The sequence below is a fragment of the Serratia liquefaciens ATCC 27592 genome (assembly GCF_000422085.1).
GTDB lineage: Bacteria > Pseudomonadota > Gammaproteobacteria > Enterobacterales > Enterobacteriaceae > Serratia > Serratia liquefaciens.
This window is the reverse complement of record NC_021741.1, coordinates 1,884,347-1,902,017: the sequence shown is the minus strand read 5'-3', so window position 1 is coordinate 1,902,017 and position 17,671 is coordinate 1,884,347. Positions and strand designations below refer to the sequence as shown.

Below are 17,671 nucleotides of genomic sequence, written 5' to 3'. Positions count from 1 at the left end.
ATGTTGGGGCTCGCACTGACTGTGATAGTGCTGGACCTGGGCGTCGCCGATTTGGTCCATAGACTCTTAATTGGATAACGTTAACGTGGCACAGCAGCAAGAAAAAGACATTCTGGGAAAGATACTGGTTACCGTCTCCGCACTCTGCGTGATTATTGTGGCGGTATTGCTGATATGGGGATTTGTACTGGATTAATCCCCAGCCAGGCGCAGTAACATAGCAACACTACAACTACCGTTTTGTTACAAAACACCGAAATCACTTACCGGCCATTGCGCGTAAGCTAGACGCAGATGGTTATAAAAATAATCCCTCATACGACTTAAGTGTTGGCCCGCCTGAAACGGGCTTTTTTTTGCCCGCAACCCCAAATTTGGAGCATAAAAAAACCGCCGAAGCGGTTCTTTAAAGGCGATGGCGATCAGATTTTACAGCCTTCGCAGTCCGCCTCGTCCTCAAGGATCTCGGGGAGTTCTTTCACTTTCTGCGCCGCTTTTTCTTCTGCTTGCGCCAATTCGGCATCGATATCAAAATCGAAAATATCATCACTCATCGTAAATTCCTCAGGCTTATCTGACTTCAATGCGTGAGTATAATCGACAACCGCGCGAGCGGAAACCCTCAGTTAAGCACGGCCACCTGCGGCTGCTCATCCTGCGGCTTCTTTGAGTACGCCAGATCGTAGACGTCATAGAAATCAATCTCGCCTTTATTAGCGATGATTTCCTGCATGCGATTTTTCGTCGCGGCACCGATTGTCGGTTCATCCAGCAATGCCTTCACCGACTGCGGCGACAGCGCCCGGGTGAAATACCACTCGCCGTTATAACAAACGCGCAGATCCAGCACGCCAATATCTTCAAAGCGATAGACCGGTTTGATTTCAATCAGCAGCATGGCGAACATGAACAGAACGAAGGCGGTGAAAGCCAAAAACGCGATGAAGCCCATGTAAGGAACCTGATACATCACGGCGATCACGGCAAAATAACCGGCAAACATGGCGAGACACAGATAACGGTGATCGCGGGCAAACTCGCTATTGAAGCGCAACTTGCCGTCACGTCCTTCCTGTCGATTGATCCGTTCGATTTCTTTTACCAAGATGCTTTTAATCGCGTCCATAGCTACAACCTTATGCCTTGGGGGGACATTATTGCTATCAATAATCATTCCTCAAACTAACACAGGTACAGTTTGCCCAGGTAGATCAGTTATGCAATTTAATATCGGTAACTGTTATACCTGCTGCGGCTAGCGTTGCAGCGAGTTTTTGCCTTGCGCAAACATAAACATCCGCTGGGCGATATCATCGGCCTGTTTGATTTTTTGCTTTTGCGGCTCGTTGCAGCGCTGAATAGCACGCGCATAAGCCAGTTCATGCGCCTGATCGATCATCGCAATAATCTTGTCACGCTCCTGTTGAGCCAGGTTGCCTAGCATGGTGGTGATAATTGCCTGATAGGCGTTGGAGGCGGCGGTAAGCGACTTCTCTCTGGCTTCGAGCGCCGCCACACGTTGCAATAACTCCTGCAGTTGATCGGACTCAGACATGGCGATCTCCTGTTGCCGGGCAGCGAACCTGCCTGATTAGAGTCTAGCAAAGATCGATTACAACAGAAGAAGATTAAGAAAAGGAGAGAACCCGTTACGGTAAAGCGCACCCGAAAATCCCAACAAGGAGCCGATAGTGCAAATCAACCCGGATGCGCTTTACGGTAACTGTTCCCGAAAAGGAAGCTGGCGCGCTATGCAGGAGCAAGATTAATAACATAACTCATTGTAATTAATTAAATTTAAAAACGACACTTCAAAATGTACCCGGATAGGTACCCATGAGTTCTGCTGCGTCCGTGCTTTAATCGCAAGCTACAGGTCTAATTAGAGCAGAAACAGAGCATTACCGCAAACCGAGCCGCTACAACCCACGTAGTTGCATCGTTTTGCGATAATTTTTTGCCCCATACATGCCCCATGCTGAATGAGTTATAAAATCCATATCAACAGATGTGAAAACATCCATGTCACAGCCTTACCCCATCCTTGTCTATTCAATCGCTTCAATCTTAGTCACTGATGCACTCGGAGAGATGAGTGTTTTAGCAGTCACACCAGCGCTTACGATGTAGTAAAGAGAAGTCCCCGCAACGCCACCCTCGACAATCAAGTCATATTTCGGCTTATTGGTTTGCCCAGAAGAAGATACCAGGCGAATACGGTTTCTGCTGCCAGCTATAAATCGAAGCGATGAATAGGTGTCGTTCGTTGCGGTACCGCAGTCATATGCCCCCAAGTCGATTTCGGGGCAGTCGTTTGCAGATACAACGGTTACGCCATTATTTCCGCACTGTGTTACCTCGCATTTAACACGCGAACGTGACAGCCCGGTAAATGATGCTCCCTGAAGCAAAATATTGTTCGCAGAAAAATCAATTCTGCCGTTCGAGAACGTAGTTACCGCAAGTCCATTTCGTGCGGAAGTGTCTATCTTCGCGTCAACGCGAAGTTTGTCACATGTAGTAATTGTCAGAGAGTTTAAGTTTTCTCCTTTGCTCACATCAAATGCCGTAATCGCCGCTCGACCATTGCAGTTATTTATCAGTGCTGCACCGCCGAGGGCCGTCCTAACGTCGAACTCTCCATTAAGGTTGATAACGTTAATCAACTCTACGGCATAGTATCCAGCCAGGTTCTGACCGATTATTTTGCATTTACCGTGATTGAAATCTCTGACATAGCGGATTCCAACAGCGTTAGCATCAGTGTTGATGTATGTATTGTTGTCGAGTGTTATCCCCTCAATCAGCTGACCGGCGTTAATGAAGTCAATATTCATTGTGCCGATGCCAGCGCCACCATAACAGCTTTCAAATCTATTGTTTACGAATGTCCCATAACTTGCTTGGAATACGTTATCCACATCCTCGGCATTGTTTGCTATGCCAGCGCCCTTAATGTGGTTGCCAACGTTAATGAATCGGCACCCATCGATTATTACAAATTTAGCCTTTACAACAATTCCATCGCCGAAGGAAACGCCGCTTTTAGCAACTTGAGCCGTATTGCTGACAACTGATTCAAAGAATCCGATGTTTTCACATGTTTTTCTCAGTGTTACTGCGTCTTCACCCGCGTGATCAAAGATGCATCGATGGAAGTAAACGCGGGCGCAGTTATTCTGCAGAGCAAGGTTATCGAATTTGCTGTTTTTGAAAGTAACATTATCAAAAATGCAATCAGTCCAGTTGTCCAGGGTATTTTCTGCGAAGCTAAACCCTAGTGCACCTGTTGCATCAAGGTAATTGGTGTCAATTACGATCCCTTCAAACCTGACGTTGTTAACCCCGGATGTACCGTTTACCGTGTCGTTGTTTGCGCCGGTTGATGTCTTAATTGACGATATGAAAGGCACCCTGTTACCAGTGGATGGTCCAATAAACGTCGTATTCCTACCTATCCAACCGCACCCAGCTGAGTGCTTAACAGGCCTGCTGAATCTGTACGTTTTATTGGGAATGACGCGCACAGGGGCTGAGGAAACCTGCTGAGCAATATCCATCAAGAATGCATCGTCTGTGCCCTCTCCGCCGCCAAGCCCTTCAATCGTCACATAACCATATGTCGGCATTAACCGAAAAGCTTTGCCTTTATTATCAAACACCAGAGCCTTTCCGTTAATTACGCCGTTTGTTTTCCAGTCTGTTCCTGCTTTGGCTGCGCTATCCTCTGCAGCGTCTCTCAACAATACGTTTTCACTCAGCGCTGTAGATGATGCCTGATATTTGCGTGTGTGGATTGCATTAGTTAGGGAAGAAACCTCGATAGATTTAATCTCTGACGTGGTGTCGTAGTGATTGTATACGTTGCTAATATATCCGGCACCATACGGATCTTTAAGCCGATTAGCGAACTGGTCAGGGTCATATTTCAGCACGTTAGGGAAATAGAACTGCTGCGCATTGTATGCGTCGTAGACCGCCATGCTGTGACCCTGAACCGTCACGAACTTGGCAATCTGGCCGCCATACACGGGGTAGCCACCGGAATTAATAATGATCGGCTGAGCAATCGGTACGTGCGTGTCGTCCTCATTCTCGAGGTATACCTGGATTTGGTTCTCAGGAATTGTCGGATCGGTGTCGATTTTACCGATGTAAATTTTTCCGTTTGCCGCCGCCTTGAATGCACGTGCGAGCGTAAACAGTTGTGACGGCATTGAAACAACAACGTTCGGGGTAATGGTGTCAGCCATTTATTTTTCTCCAGGCGTGCGAAATCCCCACAAGGCAAGGCTTGCGGTAGTGTTTAGGGCTTTTAAGTACCAAAATGGTACTATTGTTGATTTATACAGTTCGCCATATCATGCCGATCCACCCACCGGTGAGGCACGACCATGGAAGAGTTAGAGACGCAGTTTCATTTACGGCTGCCGAAAGAAATACACGGCAAAATTAAGCAGCGCGCCAAAATGAATGGCCGTTCGCTGAATGCTGAGATCACGCTGATAATCGAAGAGGCGTTGGCGCAGCCGCCAAAAATAGCCGGCTTTCGTGACGATGCCGAACGCCTGGCGCACGAACACGCCGAGCAGTTCAAGAAGGTTGTGGTCGAAACGCTGACAGCGATGTATCGAAAAGACCAATAACCCCATGCTATGCTTAGCTAAACATGGGAGGTTTACTGTGCGGTTCACCCTTTTAATTTTTACCTTGCTGCTACTTGTTAGCTGCTCAAAATCAACGCAGCTAAATAGAGGCGATGGTACAAAACAATTTCTGGTTGAATGCGGGGCCAGCACCGCCTGGAGTATCTGTTATGAAGAGGCGAATAAAGTTTGCCCTTCTGGGTACTCAGACCTCAGTAAATCCGCTGGATTTAATCGCAAAGAAATGGTTGTAGAATGCAAATAGCCCCGAAAGGGGCTATTGTCTACTCATTTTTTGCAAGCTATTAACAAGTTTCTGGAAATAGTGCTTCCCGCCATGGCGAAGTCAGGCTGAGCTGTAGCAATCCAGCCTTTATCCCCCGCAGAAATAAAGGTGTCATAACCTTTAGCACCGCATAGGTCACCGGCTTTCTCTAAACACATCCCCCACGTTCTGGCAGTACCGGAACAATCGATTGAATATGCTTCACGCCCATCAGGAGCGAAGGTCTTCGACGAATTAGCGCACCCAGCAAGCAATCCTATTGCAGCAATAACCAGAGTTAATTTCTTCATTGATATACCCCTTTTGATTTATGGCATAGATGATATATCTGGTTAACCGTTTCCGCCATCCTTTGCCATTGGTCAATATTCCCTACCGTCGGCATCACCTGAAAGCCAGCCAATAATCCCCACTCTCGAGATCGCCTGCTTCTCCTCCCGCGTCAGCGTGCGGTAAAGCGATTTCCACGCTGGAGAATTAGCGATGCGCGCTTCCATTTTCCGGTTGATTACCTGCTGCCCCTTTTCCGGTAGCCTGGAACCTTTTGCTTGCTTCACAACCGACCTGAATTCAGACGACGCCAACAGACGATCTGCCGCAACACTGCGCGCCGGGCGGGCGGCTTCTTTGGCAGCCATACCGGCCACAGCGCCATAGCTCAACGTCGGGCCGACAACAGGGATATGTCCTAAAACCGTCGTCGCTAACGCCCCTTTGCCGTGACGATATACTTTGTCCAACATGCCGCCTTCTGCATCGAATTGCTTGATAAACGCGTTCAACCGACCGGTTTGGATGCTGCTCTCGCGAGCCTGGCGTACTGCCTGCGACACGGTAAACAGATTCTGCAGGTTGTTAGCCGTCCTGTCACCCAGTTCTCGCTCAACCATCGGCAAGGTGCCGGATGACTTCACCCCCTGATACCAGTCCACAAAACCCGGCAGGTGGAACTCATTCTCTTTGCGGCTGCCCTGGCTGAATGCATCGCGCAGCGATGTGGCCACAACTTCCCGCCGGATCCGTGGCGAGGGGATATCTTGCTGCAGCGCACGAAATCCTTTCGCATCACCCTTGGCCAGGTTACGGATAGCCAGACTGGCTTTTGTGCCGATGTCGCCGCGCAAGTCTTTGCCCAGCAGGCCGGTTAGCGCGTCTTCCATCGTGCTGCGGACCCGGATCAGCTTCTTGGCGGCCTGCCATTTATCGCCCATACCGGCGGCGACAACCGCCTGTTCCTGGTCTGCAGTCAGATTAGCGTAAAGCTGTTTCAGCGCCCCAGTCTCTTCATCGCGGAACGGTCCAGAGTTTTTACCGATAGCCTGCCCGATCTGCTTGCGGATGTTGTCCAATCGCGCATATGTCGGGGCTGTCGCATCATCACCAACGGGCGCAACGGAGTTATAGACCCGCCTCTCCATCGTTGATAGATGCTCCGCTCCGCCCAGTTCGTCCGCTTTGCTGTCCAGATATCGAATGATATTGTTGGCTTCGACAGTTTGCCCCTTGGGGATTGCAGCGGAGATCTGGTTATAAAGCTGGTCCGATTTATTCTGCACAGTGGCAATACCGCGCTGGAAAGAAGACAGAAACTTGTCATTCATCGCAGCTTTGTCCGGTAGTGCGCCGGCGGCGTCCGTCATATCTGTGGCCTGTTTAGCGATCTTGGTTAGCGCCTGGTTCTCCTGCGCCGCCAACTGCGAACCAGGTACGGATTTCAACGCCTGTTCAAAATCGCGATAGGCCTGATTGCCTGATACGTGCGACAACAGCAAATCGTCTTCGCTCAATCCTAATTGCTTGGCGGCGGCGATAACATCCTGTCGCGGTGCAACATCGCGCGCGGCGTCCGCCATACGAGGTGCAGTTTCTCGGTCAGCGGCAGCGCCAACACGCGCCGCCACGTCCTGCACTCCTTGTTCAGGTGGCACTGCGGCGGTAGCCTTTGCCCCTGGTGCAGTTGGCGATACTGGTGCAGCTTGTTCAGCCACTGCTGCGGTTGCCTGTCCTTCACGTTGTGCGGCGCCACGAATAGCCCCAGCAGCGCGCCCGCCGGCAGCCAGCAGTCCACGACCGATCACACTTCCGGCCAGGCCTGCAGCAAGATTACCCGACAGGTCATTATTCTGGGTGGACTGAGCAATCGCACCGGGGAGGTTTTCCGCCAGCATGTCAGCGCCCTGCGTTGCGATACGTTCGGCGCGACCCGCGCCCGCAGTAGAGGCCAGTGCCGCCGCTGTGCGTTCAGCACCGAGGCCAGGGATCAGGTACGGGCCGATCTCCGCCCCCAGCTGCGCATACGGATCTGTAGGCCGCATGCTTTCAGGTAGGCGCAATTGCATCACCTGGTCTTCCGCTGGCACGCCAGCAGCGCCAAGAGCGGTGTTTACAACTTGTCCGGGGATATTCGCGACGTTAACAGCACTTTGTGCCAGGCCACGCCCCGCTTGCCCAAGGTTCTCCGCTAAAGTCGGCTCCGGTGCTGCCTGTGCCCAAGGTTGCGCCGCCTGCTGGGAAAGCTGCGCCAATTCACCTTCACTTCCTGGCTGTGCAGTGGGTTGCGTCCACTGTGCGAAACGTGGGTCGGTTACGTAGTTGACGGTTTCCGTCGGGATCTGGGTTTTCTCACCGCGCATAAACTTTTGCACGTTCCCTGGCCCCCAGTTATAGGCGGCCAGTGCGTCAGTTACGTTGCCATGCGCATCAAGCATCTGTTTCAAATACCGGGCGCCGGCCTCAACCTGCAGCGCCGGGTTACGTTTCAGCTCCTCTGGGTCGTAGCCCATGCCGCGCGCGGTGTTCGGCATTACCTGTGCCAGACCAATAGCACCCTTCGGGCTAATTGCCCCTGAGTTTCCATCGCTCTCTTTGTTGATCACCGCGCTGAGCAGCCCCGCAGGAATCCCGAAGCGTTGCTCAGCAGCAGAAACAATATCGCCACCCTGCTGAGGTGGCGATTGTTCGGCTTGCGGTGATTGGTATTTGCTCCACGGCCCGTCAGAAGTTGGTGTTTCCGCCGGTGTGCTTTGATATTTCTCCCAAGGGCCTGCCATTAGTTCTTTCTCCAACTGTTAGGATTGCTTGGGTCGCCACCAATGAAGGTGTAACCACCTTCGCTTTGCCCTGTTCGCGGTGCGGCCGTGCCCCCCCGTCCAGCATTAAACGCGCTGATTTTCTGCTGATAGGTATCGATGGTCGGCTGTTGCTTCTGCAGGTAATTAGTTTGACGCTGCAGCACCTTCTGCCAGTTGTCTACGGCGGCACGTGCTGCTTTTGGGGACATATTCTGGTTAATCGCCAGGAAGGCGCGCGCGGCCGCTTGGCCCTCAGAATCTGACACCGGGCCGGTGCCCTTCATTCCGATAACCCCCATCAGGCGTGCCTGCCCCTGCATCTGCTCGATTTTGGACCATGCGTCCGCCGATTCGGTACCAGGGATCCGAGAGTTAACCGTACCGCCAAAGCCAAAGACGCGGTCGAACACCTCAGGCGGGATACTCTTTACCTGGTTAACCGTGTCGTACATGCTGGCCACGTTGTTGGCGTTGCTTTCATGCGCTCCGACATAGTCCTGCATTTTTTGCACAGCAGCCTGTTGCGTGGCTTGCGATTTGGCGCTGTTCTCGCCCGCTTTCATGCTCAATTCCAGCTGTTTATTGGCGTTATCTGCCTGATTCTTTTGGGCGGTAAGATTGAGTTGCTGCTGCCCCTGCGCCAACCTCTGCTGCCCCTGGTCTAGCTGGCCCTGCTGATACCGCCCCTGCTGCTGCAAGGCATTATATTTATATCCGAGATCAGCCTGCGCAATTTGCCCTTTCTGCTGCATTGCTGCTTGGCTCTGCTGGGCGGAAAAATAAGCCTCAGGGCCGAGCGATTTTAAACCGACCATCCCAGCCATTTGATAAAACTGCTGAGGGTTTTGTGTGTAGGCCTGCATACCTGACTCAGGGGTAACCCCCAATGAGTTTATCGACTGGGCGTGACGTTGAAGTGCAGCCTGTACTGCCTCCGGCCCCTGCATTGCCGCTATCTGCAAGTCCATTGCAGCACTGCCGAGTAATTTATTTTGTTGCTGTGATTGAAATGCCTGCTGCGCCTGCTGGTTCTGCATTTGCATCCCGGAAACTTGCTGTTGAGAAAGCCGGTTTTGCGTTTCCATCAATGCTTCACGACGAAAGTCAGGGACCATTGACTCATAATAATTAATCGGAGCGCCGAGCCCCTGGATTCCGCTGAATGCCATTAGAACTTACCTCCGCCCATCATTCCGCCAAACATGTTGGTAAACGAGTTAGCGTCCTGCGCTGCACCATTTGCAAGACTGCTGTTGGCGCTTGCCGCCGTCTGCCATGGTAGGGCCGCTTTGCCTGCCAATATCTGCCCTTTCTGCTGCTCCATGCCAGCCATGGTATTGCCCTGATTCATAGCCCAGTTACCCAATGCGTTCGCAGACTGCGCCCCAAGGCCAGATAGCCCCATCAATTGGCTGTACATCGTTTGCTGCTGATTGGTCATGTCTGCAAGATAGTTTTGCCCTAACATTGGAGCGATGGAGGCAAGGCTGTTGCTGGTTGGTGATGACCCAAGCCCACCCGTGGCCTCCGCTCCTGCCAGCTGTTGGTATCTAGCTTGGTTCGCCATTTGTGCATATTCAGGGCCTTTGAAGTATTGGGCTAGCAGCGCGTTGCGATCTATTGGCTGCCCAGCTAAGCCTTGCAGCCCCTCTAGACCTGACTGTCCGGCTGTCTGATAAGGGGTCATCCAGCTTGTTGCACTTTGATAACCTTCGCGCTGCTGATTCATTGCCTCGTCTTGCGCTTTCTGTTGCTGTTTTGCTGCTTTGTTTGCACCAATACCGCCAAGCACACCACTAACCGCGCCGCCAATGCCGCTAATTGCCCCACCCATCTTTAACCTCCGGCTTACGCCACATAATAAAAACGGGAGCAATGCTCCCATCGATTAATTTGACTGTCTCTTCTGTTCGCTCAGAGAAACCCATCCGAGCGGCGTAATTGCAAACGTGCGGTCTATCACCGAGTATTACAGCGCGAAGTCGATGACTACCAACAACATCAAGTATCGCTCTACCTGCGGCGCGGCAGTCGCGCCTGTGAGCCATGTCCATTGCCATGTGGATATCGAAAAAACCATCCTGCTGAACCAGAGCAAAAACACAGCAGTTTTCGTAGACTGCATATTCAGCACCGGGGTCAACCCAGTCCCTAACGCCCCAGTCACGCATTAGTTGTGAGCCTTCGGTCGATGAAATTACAGCTAACGAGCCCATCAGTTAATCTGTCCGTGGGTTCGCATTGCATCTTCCAGTGCTTTGATGCGCTGCCGTGCATCTATCAACGCATTAGCCAAAGCCTGTATCTCGGTTTGTGAATATGCGACGCCGACAGTGAACGCCAGATCAGCGTTAAATACTGATTTGTTTGCCGTACCAGTTGCCGCCGTCCACCCAGTCTGCCGCGTACCAACGACCTGTAGCCCCCCAACCTTGTACGAAGCGCTGACGTTGGTGCTGCCGCCAATCTGTAGCTTGTCAGTAGTAGGTGCTGGCACGTTCCCGACGAGGAACGACCCGCCAGTTGCCTGGACGGATTGACTGGTAGAGACAGCTTTCGATACCGAGTTGGTTTCCAGGATATCGATATCACCTTCAGCAGTTGTTAGCCGGGTACCTTGGCTCGCGACTTCGTCGAGTAAATAATCAACATCGCCTTCAAGAGTTGTGATCCGCCCCTCATGATTTACCAGCGCCGCTTCAGCCGACGTAATTCGCTCCTCGTGGTTAACCAGTGTTGCCTCCGCTGCCGATATGCGGATTTCGTGGTTCACCAATTTAGCTTCAGCTGAAGTGATTCGGCTTTCGTGGTTTGCGAGTACCAGATCCTGCTCGTCGTTTTTTACCTGAGCATCCCACGCGCCCTGGCCCGCCTCGTTGGCCTTACCAGCAACATTACCCAGGTCCGTACCTTGCTGTACGACATACAACCGATAAGGCTGTGAGAAGATGGGCGGTAGCAGCGTTGCATCAATTCGCGTCATCTGTACTGTGACGGGTTTTGGGAGATTATCGTCAGCCATTACTCAATCCTTACCGAGCAATCGCTCAGCGTCACTGGCGAACGAGTAATCACTCGGACTTTGAAGCCAATGTTTTTGCGCACCCGGCCGAGACGACGCCACAGCACTCGCTTGTCGTAGGCAAAAGGCGCATTGGCGTCGATCATCTGCTCGCGACCGTAGTTCGACCCGTCTGCCGTTGCAGAGATAAATAAGCGTTCTGCATACTGTGAAACGCCAGTGGCTGCTTCCAGCTCGAAATCGTATACCCGTGCGTTGTTGGCTTTGAACATCGGCGTAAAAAGCAGGTGTTCCGCCTGCTTTTCATATTGCGCGGACGAGTCAAAACGTAAAGCACCAGTTATCGGCTCGAGCTTGTCACCGGCGGTGATCTGGTTCCCCTCAAACATGTAATCGACCGCCCGGTGCACATCCTCGAACAGCCCTGTTTTAAGAATGCACCATTGAGGGCCGTTTTGCCCCGCAGCAGCGTCGTAGCACAGAACGTGCCGCGGTAGATGAACAAGCAGCAATTCGTGACTATCGAACCTAACTGTTTCCAGTATGCCAGTTGCCAATTCTTCCGCCGTGTAACCGCGTAGCACCTTCTCAACTGTTGACGTAGCGATCGTTATGGCCTGCCCGCTATTGATAAGATAGATGGATGGCGCACCAGTGGATTGATGGCTGATAAACGCAAAGGCGTCCGCGAATTCGGTTTTGCAGTAAGTGCCGGCGATCCCCTTCTGCACCATCAGCGATGGTTGAGATACATAAATCGCCGATGTGCTATCTGCCGCACCGGTGAGGGAGAAATATTCGATAGTGCTTGAGCCAAACATCACCACGAAATCGCGCCATATTCCGCAGCCGAGAATACCGTCAGGCTGGCTCTCCGCGCTGTAAAACGGCCGGAAGCGGTCCGGGTGCGATTCGTCCTCAAGGTCGGTAACCCCGAAGGTTTGAGTCCCGTCCTTCACCCATACATAGCGTCCACGAGCCCGGCATACGTCGCGAACATTGCCGATATCGTATTGGGCATACGTAACGTCCCCGACCGTTTCAGGCCAGTTCTGCAGCGTTTTTATCGTTCCGTCATAGCGGTACATCGTCAGCGCGCCGTTGGCAGCAACTGCCTGGCTGGTAGCACTATGGGCCATGCTGACCCGCAATAAACCAGAGACGTCCCCCCGCTCTTCGACACCCTTGTACAACTTACCGCCAGCAACGCGGTAAACCAGGTTCTGCACGGTGTTGAACTCAGCTCCGCGAGATGTTCCGGCCACATCTGCCTTCTTGGCCAGCCCAGGAAAAGAACGCAGATAGCCGGCGGCATTCAGCACTTCTTTCGGAGTGGCCAGCATATTAACTGGCAGGAGGTCGACATAATCTGCATTGCGGTAGTCTTTACCGAGGCCTTTAGCCAGTGGAAGAGTCGGCATCGTCATCACCCTTACGATGGAAATAGTGGTGGCCGTTGTAGGTCGGAATTCGGTTGCCAGATCCGATTGGCATCCGGTTCGGGTAGCCAGCGTCGCGATACACTGTTTTCGCGCGCTTCAGCGCGGAGGACTTGACCAGCAGTTCCTTGCCGTAGCGTGCGGTGGTCACCACCTTCTGCAATGGCTCGATCTCGTAATCCGGTGCAATACGCATGGCCAGGTTGTGGTACACCGCACTGAGATGCGCCGTTTTCAGACCGTGGTCGTCGCCATCCATCGCCGGTTCGCCTTCAGCGGCAAACTGATAACCAATGTCGATGCCGACCGCAGGATCCTCTCGCCATTCCGCCATCATCATTTCGAGGTCGTTCACGCCGTCTTCAACAGATTGGGGTTCGACATCGGTCAGTGTGGCGTTGGAGGCGATGCCAATTTTGCGCAGCGCGGCGAGCACCAGATCGCCTTTGGTCGTGAGATTCATGGTCACCGCCTACCGTGGTTAAACGAACTCTTCGGCGCTATCTGAAGCCGAGGATTTGCCTTTGCGTTGCTTCTTCGCCGGCTCAGGCTCAGGCTCAGGCTCAGGCTCAGGCTCAGGCTCAGGCTCAGGCTCAGGCTCAGGCTCAGGCTCAGGCTCAGCAGCATCAAAAAGCTGTGATGGGTGGTCAAGCCAACCATCGGCGAGATGCTCGTCCAGCTCGTCGGCTTCGATCACCTTCACGCGGGCTTTCAGCCCCCACACCAGCGTGTCGCCGCCGTGTTTGTAAATCATCTGGGACATGGTTAATCCTCAACAAAGAAAAAGAGGCCGAAGCCCCTTTTCAGTTGGTTAAGCGGTCTGGTTAGCCAGGCCGACGCCGATCGCTTCCGGGCGCACCGCGCATGCGGCATACCACAGCGCAATACGACATTTACCCGCCAGGGTAGAGATATCGCCCTGCGTCGCGAAGATACCGTTCAGGCCAACGCCAGGGATGGCGAACGATTGGGTTTTCATGCCTGCGAACAGTTCGTGGTTAGCCGGGATCGGCTGAGATACCAGGCGGATGGAGTCATCAGCCCAGAACACGTTCGTTTCTGCGGTTTTCACGTTCAGGATGTTCACCGCCATTGTGTTTGCCAGCGAGGTATTGACGTTCGCATACGCACGTTCTTCAGCGGTCAGAGCGGTGTCATCCAGCGCGACAGGCTTAGGCGCGATAGTCACACTGGCGCCGTTCACAGCAACCACAGTGAAGGTGGCGTCGTGTGTCAGCACGTTTTTAGCCATCTGCGACAGATACTTCACGCCAGCAAAGCTGATCTTGTCGCCACGCTTCAAGCCGGTGCCGGCGCTCAGGGTAACGGTGGCCACGCGGTTATCGACGTTTTCCTTGTTGCCGTCGGCATCAAGGCGCCACGCTTCAGGTTTGAATTTCTGCGCACCGGCTACGGTCAATCCGGTGGCAGTAGATGCCGCCAGAGTTGGCAGTTTAGGAGAACGCAGTACGTCATCAAAACCAGCCACCTGCCGCTGAATGCTGCCGTTTTTATAGGCCTCTTCAGGGATGCGGCCGAAGATGTCGCGGTTGATCAGGTCGTGGCCCGCACGCTTATAGTCCCCCGGGTTAAAGAAGTAGGATAGGCCTGCGTCGCGGTTCAGTTCGCGGGCAAACATGATCTCTTCTGCATCTGCGACGAAGTCCCAGCCACTGCCAGTTGCGGTGCCAATTGGCTGCGGGTTGGTGACAACCAGCGAACCCATATCAACCGCCTGCTGCGCAATCGCCTTTTCGACGTTGTTCGCCAGTTTTTTAGCGGACGCCTGGATGCGGCGGCGATAAGAGCGCTCATCGCGCAGATCGTCAGCACGCAGTTGGAAGAAGTCGTTGTCCGGGTCGCCCATGTTGCACTTCACGGACAATTCCAACACGCCAGTAGCTTTGTCGGTCAGATCCCAGCCGCTTTGGGTCGGTGCTTCCTGCTCAACCGGCAGCCAGAAGGTGTTGCCAGAACGCTGCATCGATGGTGCCGCAGGGGAATATTTGTTAGTTTTCTGAGCCATTGGCGTCAGGTTTTCCACGGTTTCGACAATTTCGTCCACCGCGTAGGTGATCATTTGACCTTCGTTAAGAGCCATTATTTGAGTTCCTTAAGCTTTTGTTTGAGCATGCGGTAAGTCGCGGTGTCGCCTTTGTTGGCGGCGGCTTCCATTTGTTTCTGGAGCGAGTCTCGGTTCGCTGCAGCGGCCTGACCTTGCACAGGCTCATCCACCGCCGGCGCGCCGGAGATTTGCTTACCGCGTGGTTTGAGAGTTAAACGTTCTGATAGCCGAGTGAGTTCAATCAGCGCTTGCTGCCCGCTCATTGCCTGTAATTGACGAACTTTCTCTGGGTTTGCGCCCAGGTGGTAGATGATCGCGGCGGACTTCTCTGGGAAAAGTGACATGATGTCAGCACCAACTTGCGGCGGTACCAACTGCATGAACACGTCCTCTTTATCCTGATAATCAGGGATATTGAGTTTTTCGGCGGCGTCATAGTGCTTACGGGCAGCTTCCACATAAACGGCTGACTGCTGAGCGAACTCCTGGGTTTTCTTGCCCTGGGCGGCCACGGCGTTGCTGCGAGCATCCTGCGCCTTCATCAGCCATTCGGTGTTGGCTGCATTGAAAGCGGCAAGTGCGCGCGTTTGGTCGTAGTCGTATTGGGCAAGGCCATCATCAGACAGATATGCGTTGATATCCGGCTGTGCTGGCAGCTCAGGAGCCACTCGCAGGGTATCCGGCAGTTCGCCGCGCTGGACCGCTTCGGCTTGTTGCTCAAGCTCCCGCTGGCGTTTGCGCTCGAGGCGTTTAGCCGCGAATTTGGCGTTGGTAGCTGGATCCTGCTTAGGTTTTGCCTCATCGTCGTTCAGGACAATATCGAAGCCGTCTTCCTGGCCTTCGCTGGCGTTGACATTATCAACCAGCTGATCACTCGCAGGTGCCGCCTGCTGGGTGACGGGCAGGGTTTGTTCTTCAGTTGCCTGAATTTCGGTGGTATCGGTCATGATTTAATCTCTCGCTATTGAGGAATCTCGGCTGCTCCGCCGGAGGGTTGATTTGCTTGCTGCATGAGGCCTGTTAGGTCCATGCGGCGTGAGTGAATTTGTCCTTGCCCTTTGAGGACAAGCTCAGCGTCAGCTCGGGCGCTATCGCCCTGCTTATTCTGGAAATCGCCGAGCAATTTAAGCGCAGCGAGAACATCTTGTTTCTTGGTGCTATCTGCCGAGGCGAGAAGCTGCACCACTTTTGCAGCGGCCACCTGGTAATCCGTTTGGGCTTTGAACGCATCGACCTGAATTTTGGCCTGGTCGTTCTGCGCCTTCATCAGATCAGCCTGCCCGGTCAGCAATGCCCCTTGTGCGAGCTTATCCTCTGCACTTGGCTGCCCTTGCTGCTGTTGCGCCTGTTGAACCATCTGAATCTCTTCAGGGGTCTCAGGTTTCTTGAGGCCCATGGTAACGAGCTGTTTATTGGCGTACTCGCGCATGATTTCCACACCCTTACCATCAAGCAGCGTGAAGTATTGCAGCATGAGCATTTGGAACTCAGGGGTACCCTGTGGAACCTTGCTCAGCAACTCGAGGATCTCCGCCCGATTTTGCGCTTTCATGCTTTGGAACGACGGCCCTACATCGGTATAGGTTTCATACCGGCCGCGGATGTCGTTCAGCGTAACGACCTCGCCTGTCTGGTAATCGACAACCTGCGTCAGCAGCTGCACGTCCTTCTCACTGCCGTCAGGCAGCGTAACCAGGACATTTCGTGGTACGTCGTAGATGTCGTTAACCATTGAGGCGTAAACCTCACCGTCGCGGCGCATAGCGGTCGCCAGGTTGTCCTGGAACACGTACGTTTCCAGATCAGCACGCATGTTCAACTGGTTGACGGTGTCGAACGCTACATTGCTGCCAGCGGCTTCGCTGTCCACGCCAAGTGTGGCGACCTCTTTCACTGCATTGGTCGCAGCCTCGAGCATGTATGCGTTGGCCTGCGGCACCTCTGGGTTGTCCATGTAGCCGAGTGGTTGCGGCGGAATGTCGCCGCCGTTTTCGTCGGTACGGTTCAACAGGTAATACGGAAAGTCATCCTGTCCGCTGTACATGTATTCGTAGCCGGAGATCTGTTCAGGCCAGAAGAAAGGCTTTTTCTTCGGTGTACGGGCGACGATGTCGGCATTGAACGACATGATCATGTTGCGCAGGCGCTGGCCGTCTTTCGTCAGCCGGACGACGCCCTCGTAGACCTCTTTATCACCGGCAAAACCCCACTCCCCGTAAACCGGGATGATTGGTAGGTGTTCACCCGCAATCAACTCACGATTTTTCAGGATGCACGACGAGGTAATGACCGATTTATAAACACGGCGACGCTTAACCTTGCGCTCTGCAATTTTCTGCATGCCGCGCTCTGCTAACTCGTCGATCACGTCGGCCATATCGCGCTTGAAGTAGCTCACCGGCTCGCCTGTCAGTGGGTCCTGATAGATGAATACGGTCTCTTTCTTCTCTTCAACTTCGTAATACTCGCCAACGTAGACAACATCCTTTGTCAGCCAAGGAAACAGCCAGGTCATGTCTGGATTTTGGAAGTCGGGAATATCGTCGGGGTCGAAACCTTGTTCCTCGGCGTATGCCTCCCAGCCGCCCAAGCTCATGGCGTTGATTACTGTCACGTGCTTGGCGTCTGATTTATCCATCTGCTTGGCGTTGCTGTCCCAGACAACATGCGATGATGCCTCATGGATCGGCAGCCGGCGGATAATCTGGTTGTTGCTGGTTGGGTCCTGGTCTTCATAATCGGTGACCAGACGCCAGGCACCGACGCCCGCCTCGATCTGTTCGCGCACCGCCACGTTGACGGCTATTTTTGCCGTATTGTGACGCATGTCAGTGCGGTACATGCCCATCAGCGTATCGGCTGCGTCGGGGTCCGCGTTGTCTTTCGGGCGGTACAGCACATCGATCGGGTTCTGGCGCATCTCTGCGACCAGCTTACGCACCACCGGACGGACAACGTCGAACTGCCCGCGGTACTGCAGCGTTGTGTATTGGTTGAGCCAGTCATCCCACTGCGACACCCGAGAAAAATACAGGTCGTTAGTCGCTTCGGTTCTGGCTTCGTCGCTAGACATCCAATCCCGATCGAAGATCGTCAGGATGGTTTGCAGCCTGTCCTGCTGCTTGTCGTTGTCAGCCATCAT

Annotated in this window: 17 protein-coding genes; 2 read left to right on the top strand and 15 right to left on the bottom strand. The window is 53.4% G+C overall.

All coding sequences use genetic code 11. From position 1 onward, the window contains the following. Positions 1-70: 70 nt before the first annotated feature. Entirely contained in the window at positions 71-196 is a 126-nt protein-coding gene (locus M495_RS26120) for a hypothetical protein (RefSeq protein ID WP_255417459.1), read from the top strand. A 226-nt stretch (positions 197-422) separates the two neighbouring features. Here the strand turns inward: M495_RS26120 and M495_RS26115 are convergent, their stop codons facing one another. The 4 genes from M495_RS26115 to M495_RS25995 form a co-directional block, all read right to left on the bottom strand. Further along, a complete protein-coding gene (locus M495_RS26115) occupies positions 423-554 on the bottom strand; it encodes a hypothetical protein (RefSeq protein WP_012006291.1) in 132 nt (43 codons plus the stop codon). A 68-nt stretch (positions 555-622) separates the two neighbouring features. After that, complete coding sequence (locus M495_RS08850; RefSeq protein WP_020826298.1) at positions 623-1,126, bottom strand: YlaC family protein; 504 nt, start codon at positions 1,124-1,126, stop codon at positions 623-625. 129 nt (positions 1,127-1,255) lie between these two features. Continuing rightward, on the bottom strand, positions 1,256-1,555 hold the full coding sequence (locus tag M495_RS08845) for a hypothetical protein (protein WP_020826297.1): 300 nt from the start codon (positions 1,553-1,555) through the stop codon (positions 1,256-1,258). 493 nt (positions 1,556-2,048) lie between these two features. Further along, on the bottom strand, positions 2,049-4,253 hold the full coding sequence (locus M495_RS25995; RefSeq protein ID WP_020826296.1) for a phage head-binding domain-containing protein: 2,205 nt from the start codon (positions 4,251-4,253) through the stop codon (positions 2,049-2,051). A 141-nt stretch (positions 4,254-4,394) separates the two neighbouring features. On the opposite strand from M495_RS25995, the gene M495_RS08830 reads away from it, so the two are divergent. Next, entirely contained in the window at positions 4,395-4,646 is a 252-nt protein-coding gene (locus tag M495_RS08830) for an Arc family DNA-binding protein (protein ID WP_020826295.1), read from the top strand. A gap of 288 nt (positions 4,647-4,934) precedes the next feature. On the opposite strand, the gene M495_RS08825 is transcribed toward M495_RS08830, so the two are convergent. The 11 genes from M495_RS08825 to M495_RS08770 form a co-directional block, all read right to left on the bottom strand. Then, entirely contained in the window at positions 4,935-5,222 is a 288-nt protein-coding gene (locus M495_RS08825) for a hypothetical protein (protein WP_013813157.1), read from the bottom strand. Positions 5,223-5,294: 72 nt separating this feature from the next. Beyond that, the gene (locus tag M495_RS08820) at positions 5,295-7,982 is read right to left on the bottom strand and encodes a lytic transglycosylase domain-containing protein (protein ID WP_020826294.1); all 2,688 of its coding nucleotides are present in this window, start codon (positions 7,980-7,982) and stop codon (positions 5,295-5,297) included. Then, positions 7,982-9,172, bottom strand: coding sequence for a phage DNA ejection protein (locus M495_RS08815; RefSeq protein ID WP_020826293.1), 1,191 nt, complete (start codon positions 9,170-9,172; stop codon positions 7,982-7,984). Before M495_RS08815 ends, M495_RS08820 begins: the two co-directional genes overlap by 1 nt. Beyond that, on the bottom strand, positions 9,172-9,837 hold the full coding sequence (locus tag M495_RS08810; protein WP_020826292.1) for a hypothetical protein: 666 nt from the start codon (positions 9,835-9,837) through the stop codon (positions 9,172-9,174). Before M495_RS08810 ends, M495_RS08815 begins: the two co-directional genes overlap by 1 nt. Positions 9,838-10,218: 381 nt before the next feature. Next, a complete protein-coding gene (locus M495_RS08800; protein ID WP_020826290.1) occupies positions 10,219-11,025 on the bottom strand; it encodes a hypothetical protein in 807 nt (268 codons plus the stop codon). Continuing rightward, entirely contained in the window at positions 11,025-12,452 is a 1,428-nt protein-coding gene (locus tag M495_RS08795) for a packaged DNA stabilization protein (RefSeq protein ID WP_041414423.1), read from the bottom strand. The genes M495_RS08800 and M495_RS08795 overlap by 1 nt, the downstream gene beginning before the upstream one ends. Then, positions 12,424-12,927, bottom strand: a complete 504-nt coding sequence (locus M495_RS08790) for a packaged DNA stabilization gp4 family protein (RefSeq protein WP_020826288.1) — start codon at positions 12,925-12,927, stop codon at positions 12,424-12,426. Before M495_RS08790 ends, M495_RS08795 begins: the two co-directional genes overlap by 29 nt. 18 nt (positions 12,928-12,945) lie before the next feature. Then, the gene (locus M495_RS25920) at positions 12,946-13,227 is read right to left on the bottom strand and encodes a hypothetical protein (protein ID WP_020826287.1); all 282 of its coding nucleotides are present in this window, start codon (positions 13,225-13,227) and stop codon (positions 12,946-12,948) included. A gap of 48 nt (positions 13,228-13,275) precedes the next feature. Continuing rightward, complete coding sequence (locus M495_RS08780) at positions 13,276-14,565, bottom strand: P22 phage major capsid protein family protein (protein ID WP_020826286.1); 1,290 nt, start codon at positions 14,563-14,565, stop codon at positions 13,276-13,278. Then, positions 14,565-15,476, bottom strand: a complete 912-nt coding sequence (locus tag M495_RS08775; RefSeq protein ID WP_020826285.1) for a scaffold protein — start codon at positions 15,474-15,476, stop codon at positions 14,565-14,567. The genes M495_RS08780 and M495_RS08775 overlap by 1 nt, the downstream gene beginning before the upstream one ends. 14 nt (positions 15,477-15,490) lie before the next feature. Then, positions 15,491-17,668, bottom strand: a complete 2,178-nt coding sequence (locus tag M495_RS08770; RefSeq protein WP_041415301.1) for a portal protein — start codon at positions 17,666-17,668, stop codon at positions 15,491-15,493. Positions 17,669-17,671: the final 3 nt, after the last annotated feature.

Bases quoted from the DNA above. Each gene is read 5' to 3' on its own strand.
- M495_RS08795 (WP_041414423.1), bottom strand. From the start codon at position 12,452: ATGACGATGCCGACTCTTCCACTGGCTAAAGGCCTCGGTAAAGACTAC.
- M495_RS08825 (WP_013813157.1), bottom strand. From the start codon at position 5,222: ATGAAGAAATTAACTCTGGTTATTGCTGCAATAGGATTGCTTGCTGGG.
- M495_RS26115 (WP_012006291.1), bottom strand. From the start codon at position 554: ATGAGTGATGATATTTTCGATTTTGATATCGATGCCGAATTGGCGCAA.
- M495_RS08810 (WP_020826292.1), bottom strand. From the start codon at position 9,837: ATGGGTGGGGCAATTAGCGGCATTGGCGGCGCGGTTAGTGGTGTGCTT.
- M495_RS08780 (WP_020826286.1), bottom strand. From the start codon at position 14,565: ATGGCTCTTAACGAAGGTCAAATGATCACCTACGCGGTGGACGAAATT.
- M495_RS08800 (WP_020826290.1), bottom strand. From the start codon at position 11,025: ATGGCTGACGATAATCTCCCAAAACCCGTCACAGTACAGATGACGCGA.
- M495_RS25995 (WP_020826296.1), bottom strand. From the start codon at position 4,253: ATGGCTGACACCATTACCCCGAACGTTGTTGTTTCAATGCCGTCACAA.
- M495_RS08830 (WP_020826295.1), top strand. From the start codon at position 4,395: ATGGAAGAGTTAGAGACGCAGTTTCATTTACGGCTGCCGAAAGAAATA.
- M495_RS08820 (WP_020826294.1), bottom strand. From the start codon at position 7,982: ATGGCAGGCCCTTGGGAGAAATATCAAAGCACACCGGCGGAAACACCA.
- M495_RS08850 (WP_020826298.1), bottom strand. From the start codon at position 1,126: ATGGACGCGATTAAAAGCATCTTGGTAAAAGAAATCGAACGGATCAAT.
- M495_RS08770 (WP_041415301.1), bottom strand. From the start codon at position 17,668: ATGGCTGACAACGACAAGCAGCAGGACAGGCTGCAAACCATCCTGACG.
- M495_RS25920 (WP_020826287.1), bottom strand. From the start codon at position 13,227: ATGTCCCAGATGATTTACAAACACGGCGGCGACACGCTGGTGTGGGGG.
- M495_RS08790 (WP_020826288.1), bottom strand. From the start codon at position 12,927: ATGAATCTCACGACCAAAGGCGATCTGGTGCTCGCCGCGCTGCGCAAA.
- M495_RS08845 (WP_020826297.1), bottom strand. From the start codon at position 1,555: ATGTCTGAGTCCGATCAACTGCAGGAGTTATTGCAACGTGTGGCGGCG.
- M495_RS08815 (WP_020826293.1), bottom strand. From the start codon at position 9,172: ATGGCATTCAGCGGAATCCAGGGGCTCGGCGCTCCGATTAATTATTAT.
- M495_RS08775 (WP_020826285.1), bottom strand. From the start codon at position 15,476: ATGACCGATACCACCGAAATTCAGGCAACTGAAGAACAAACCCTGCCC.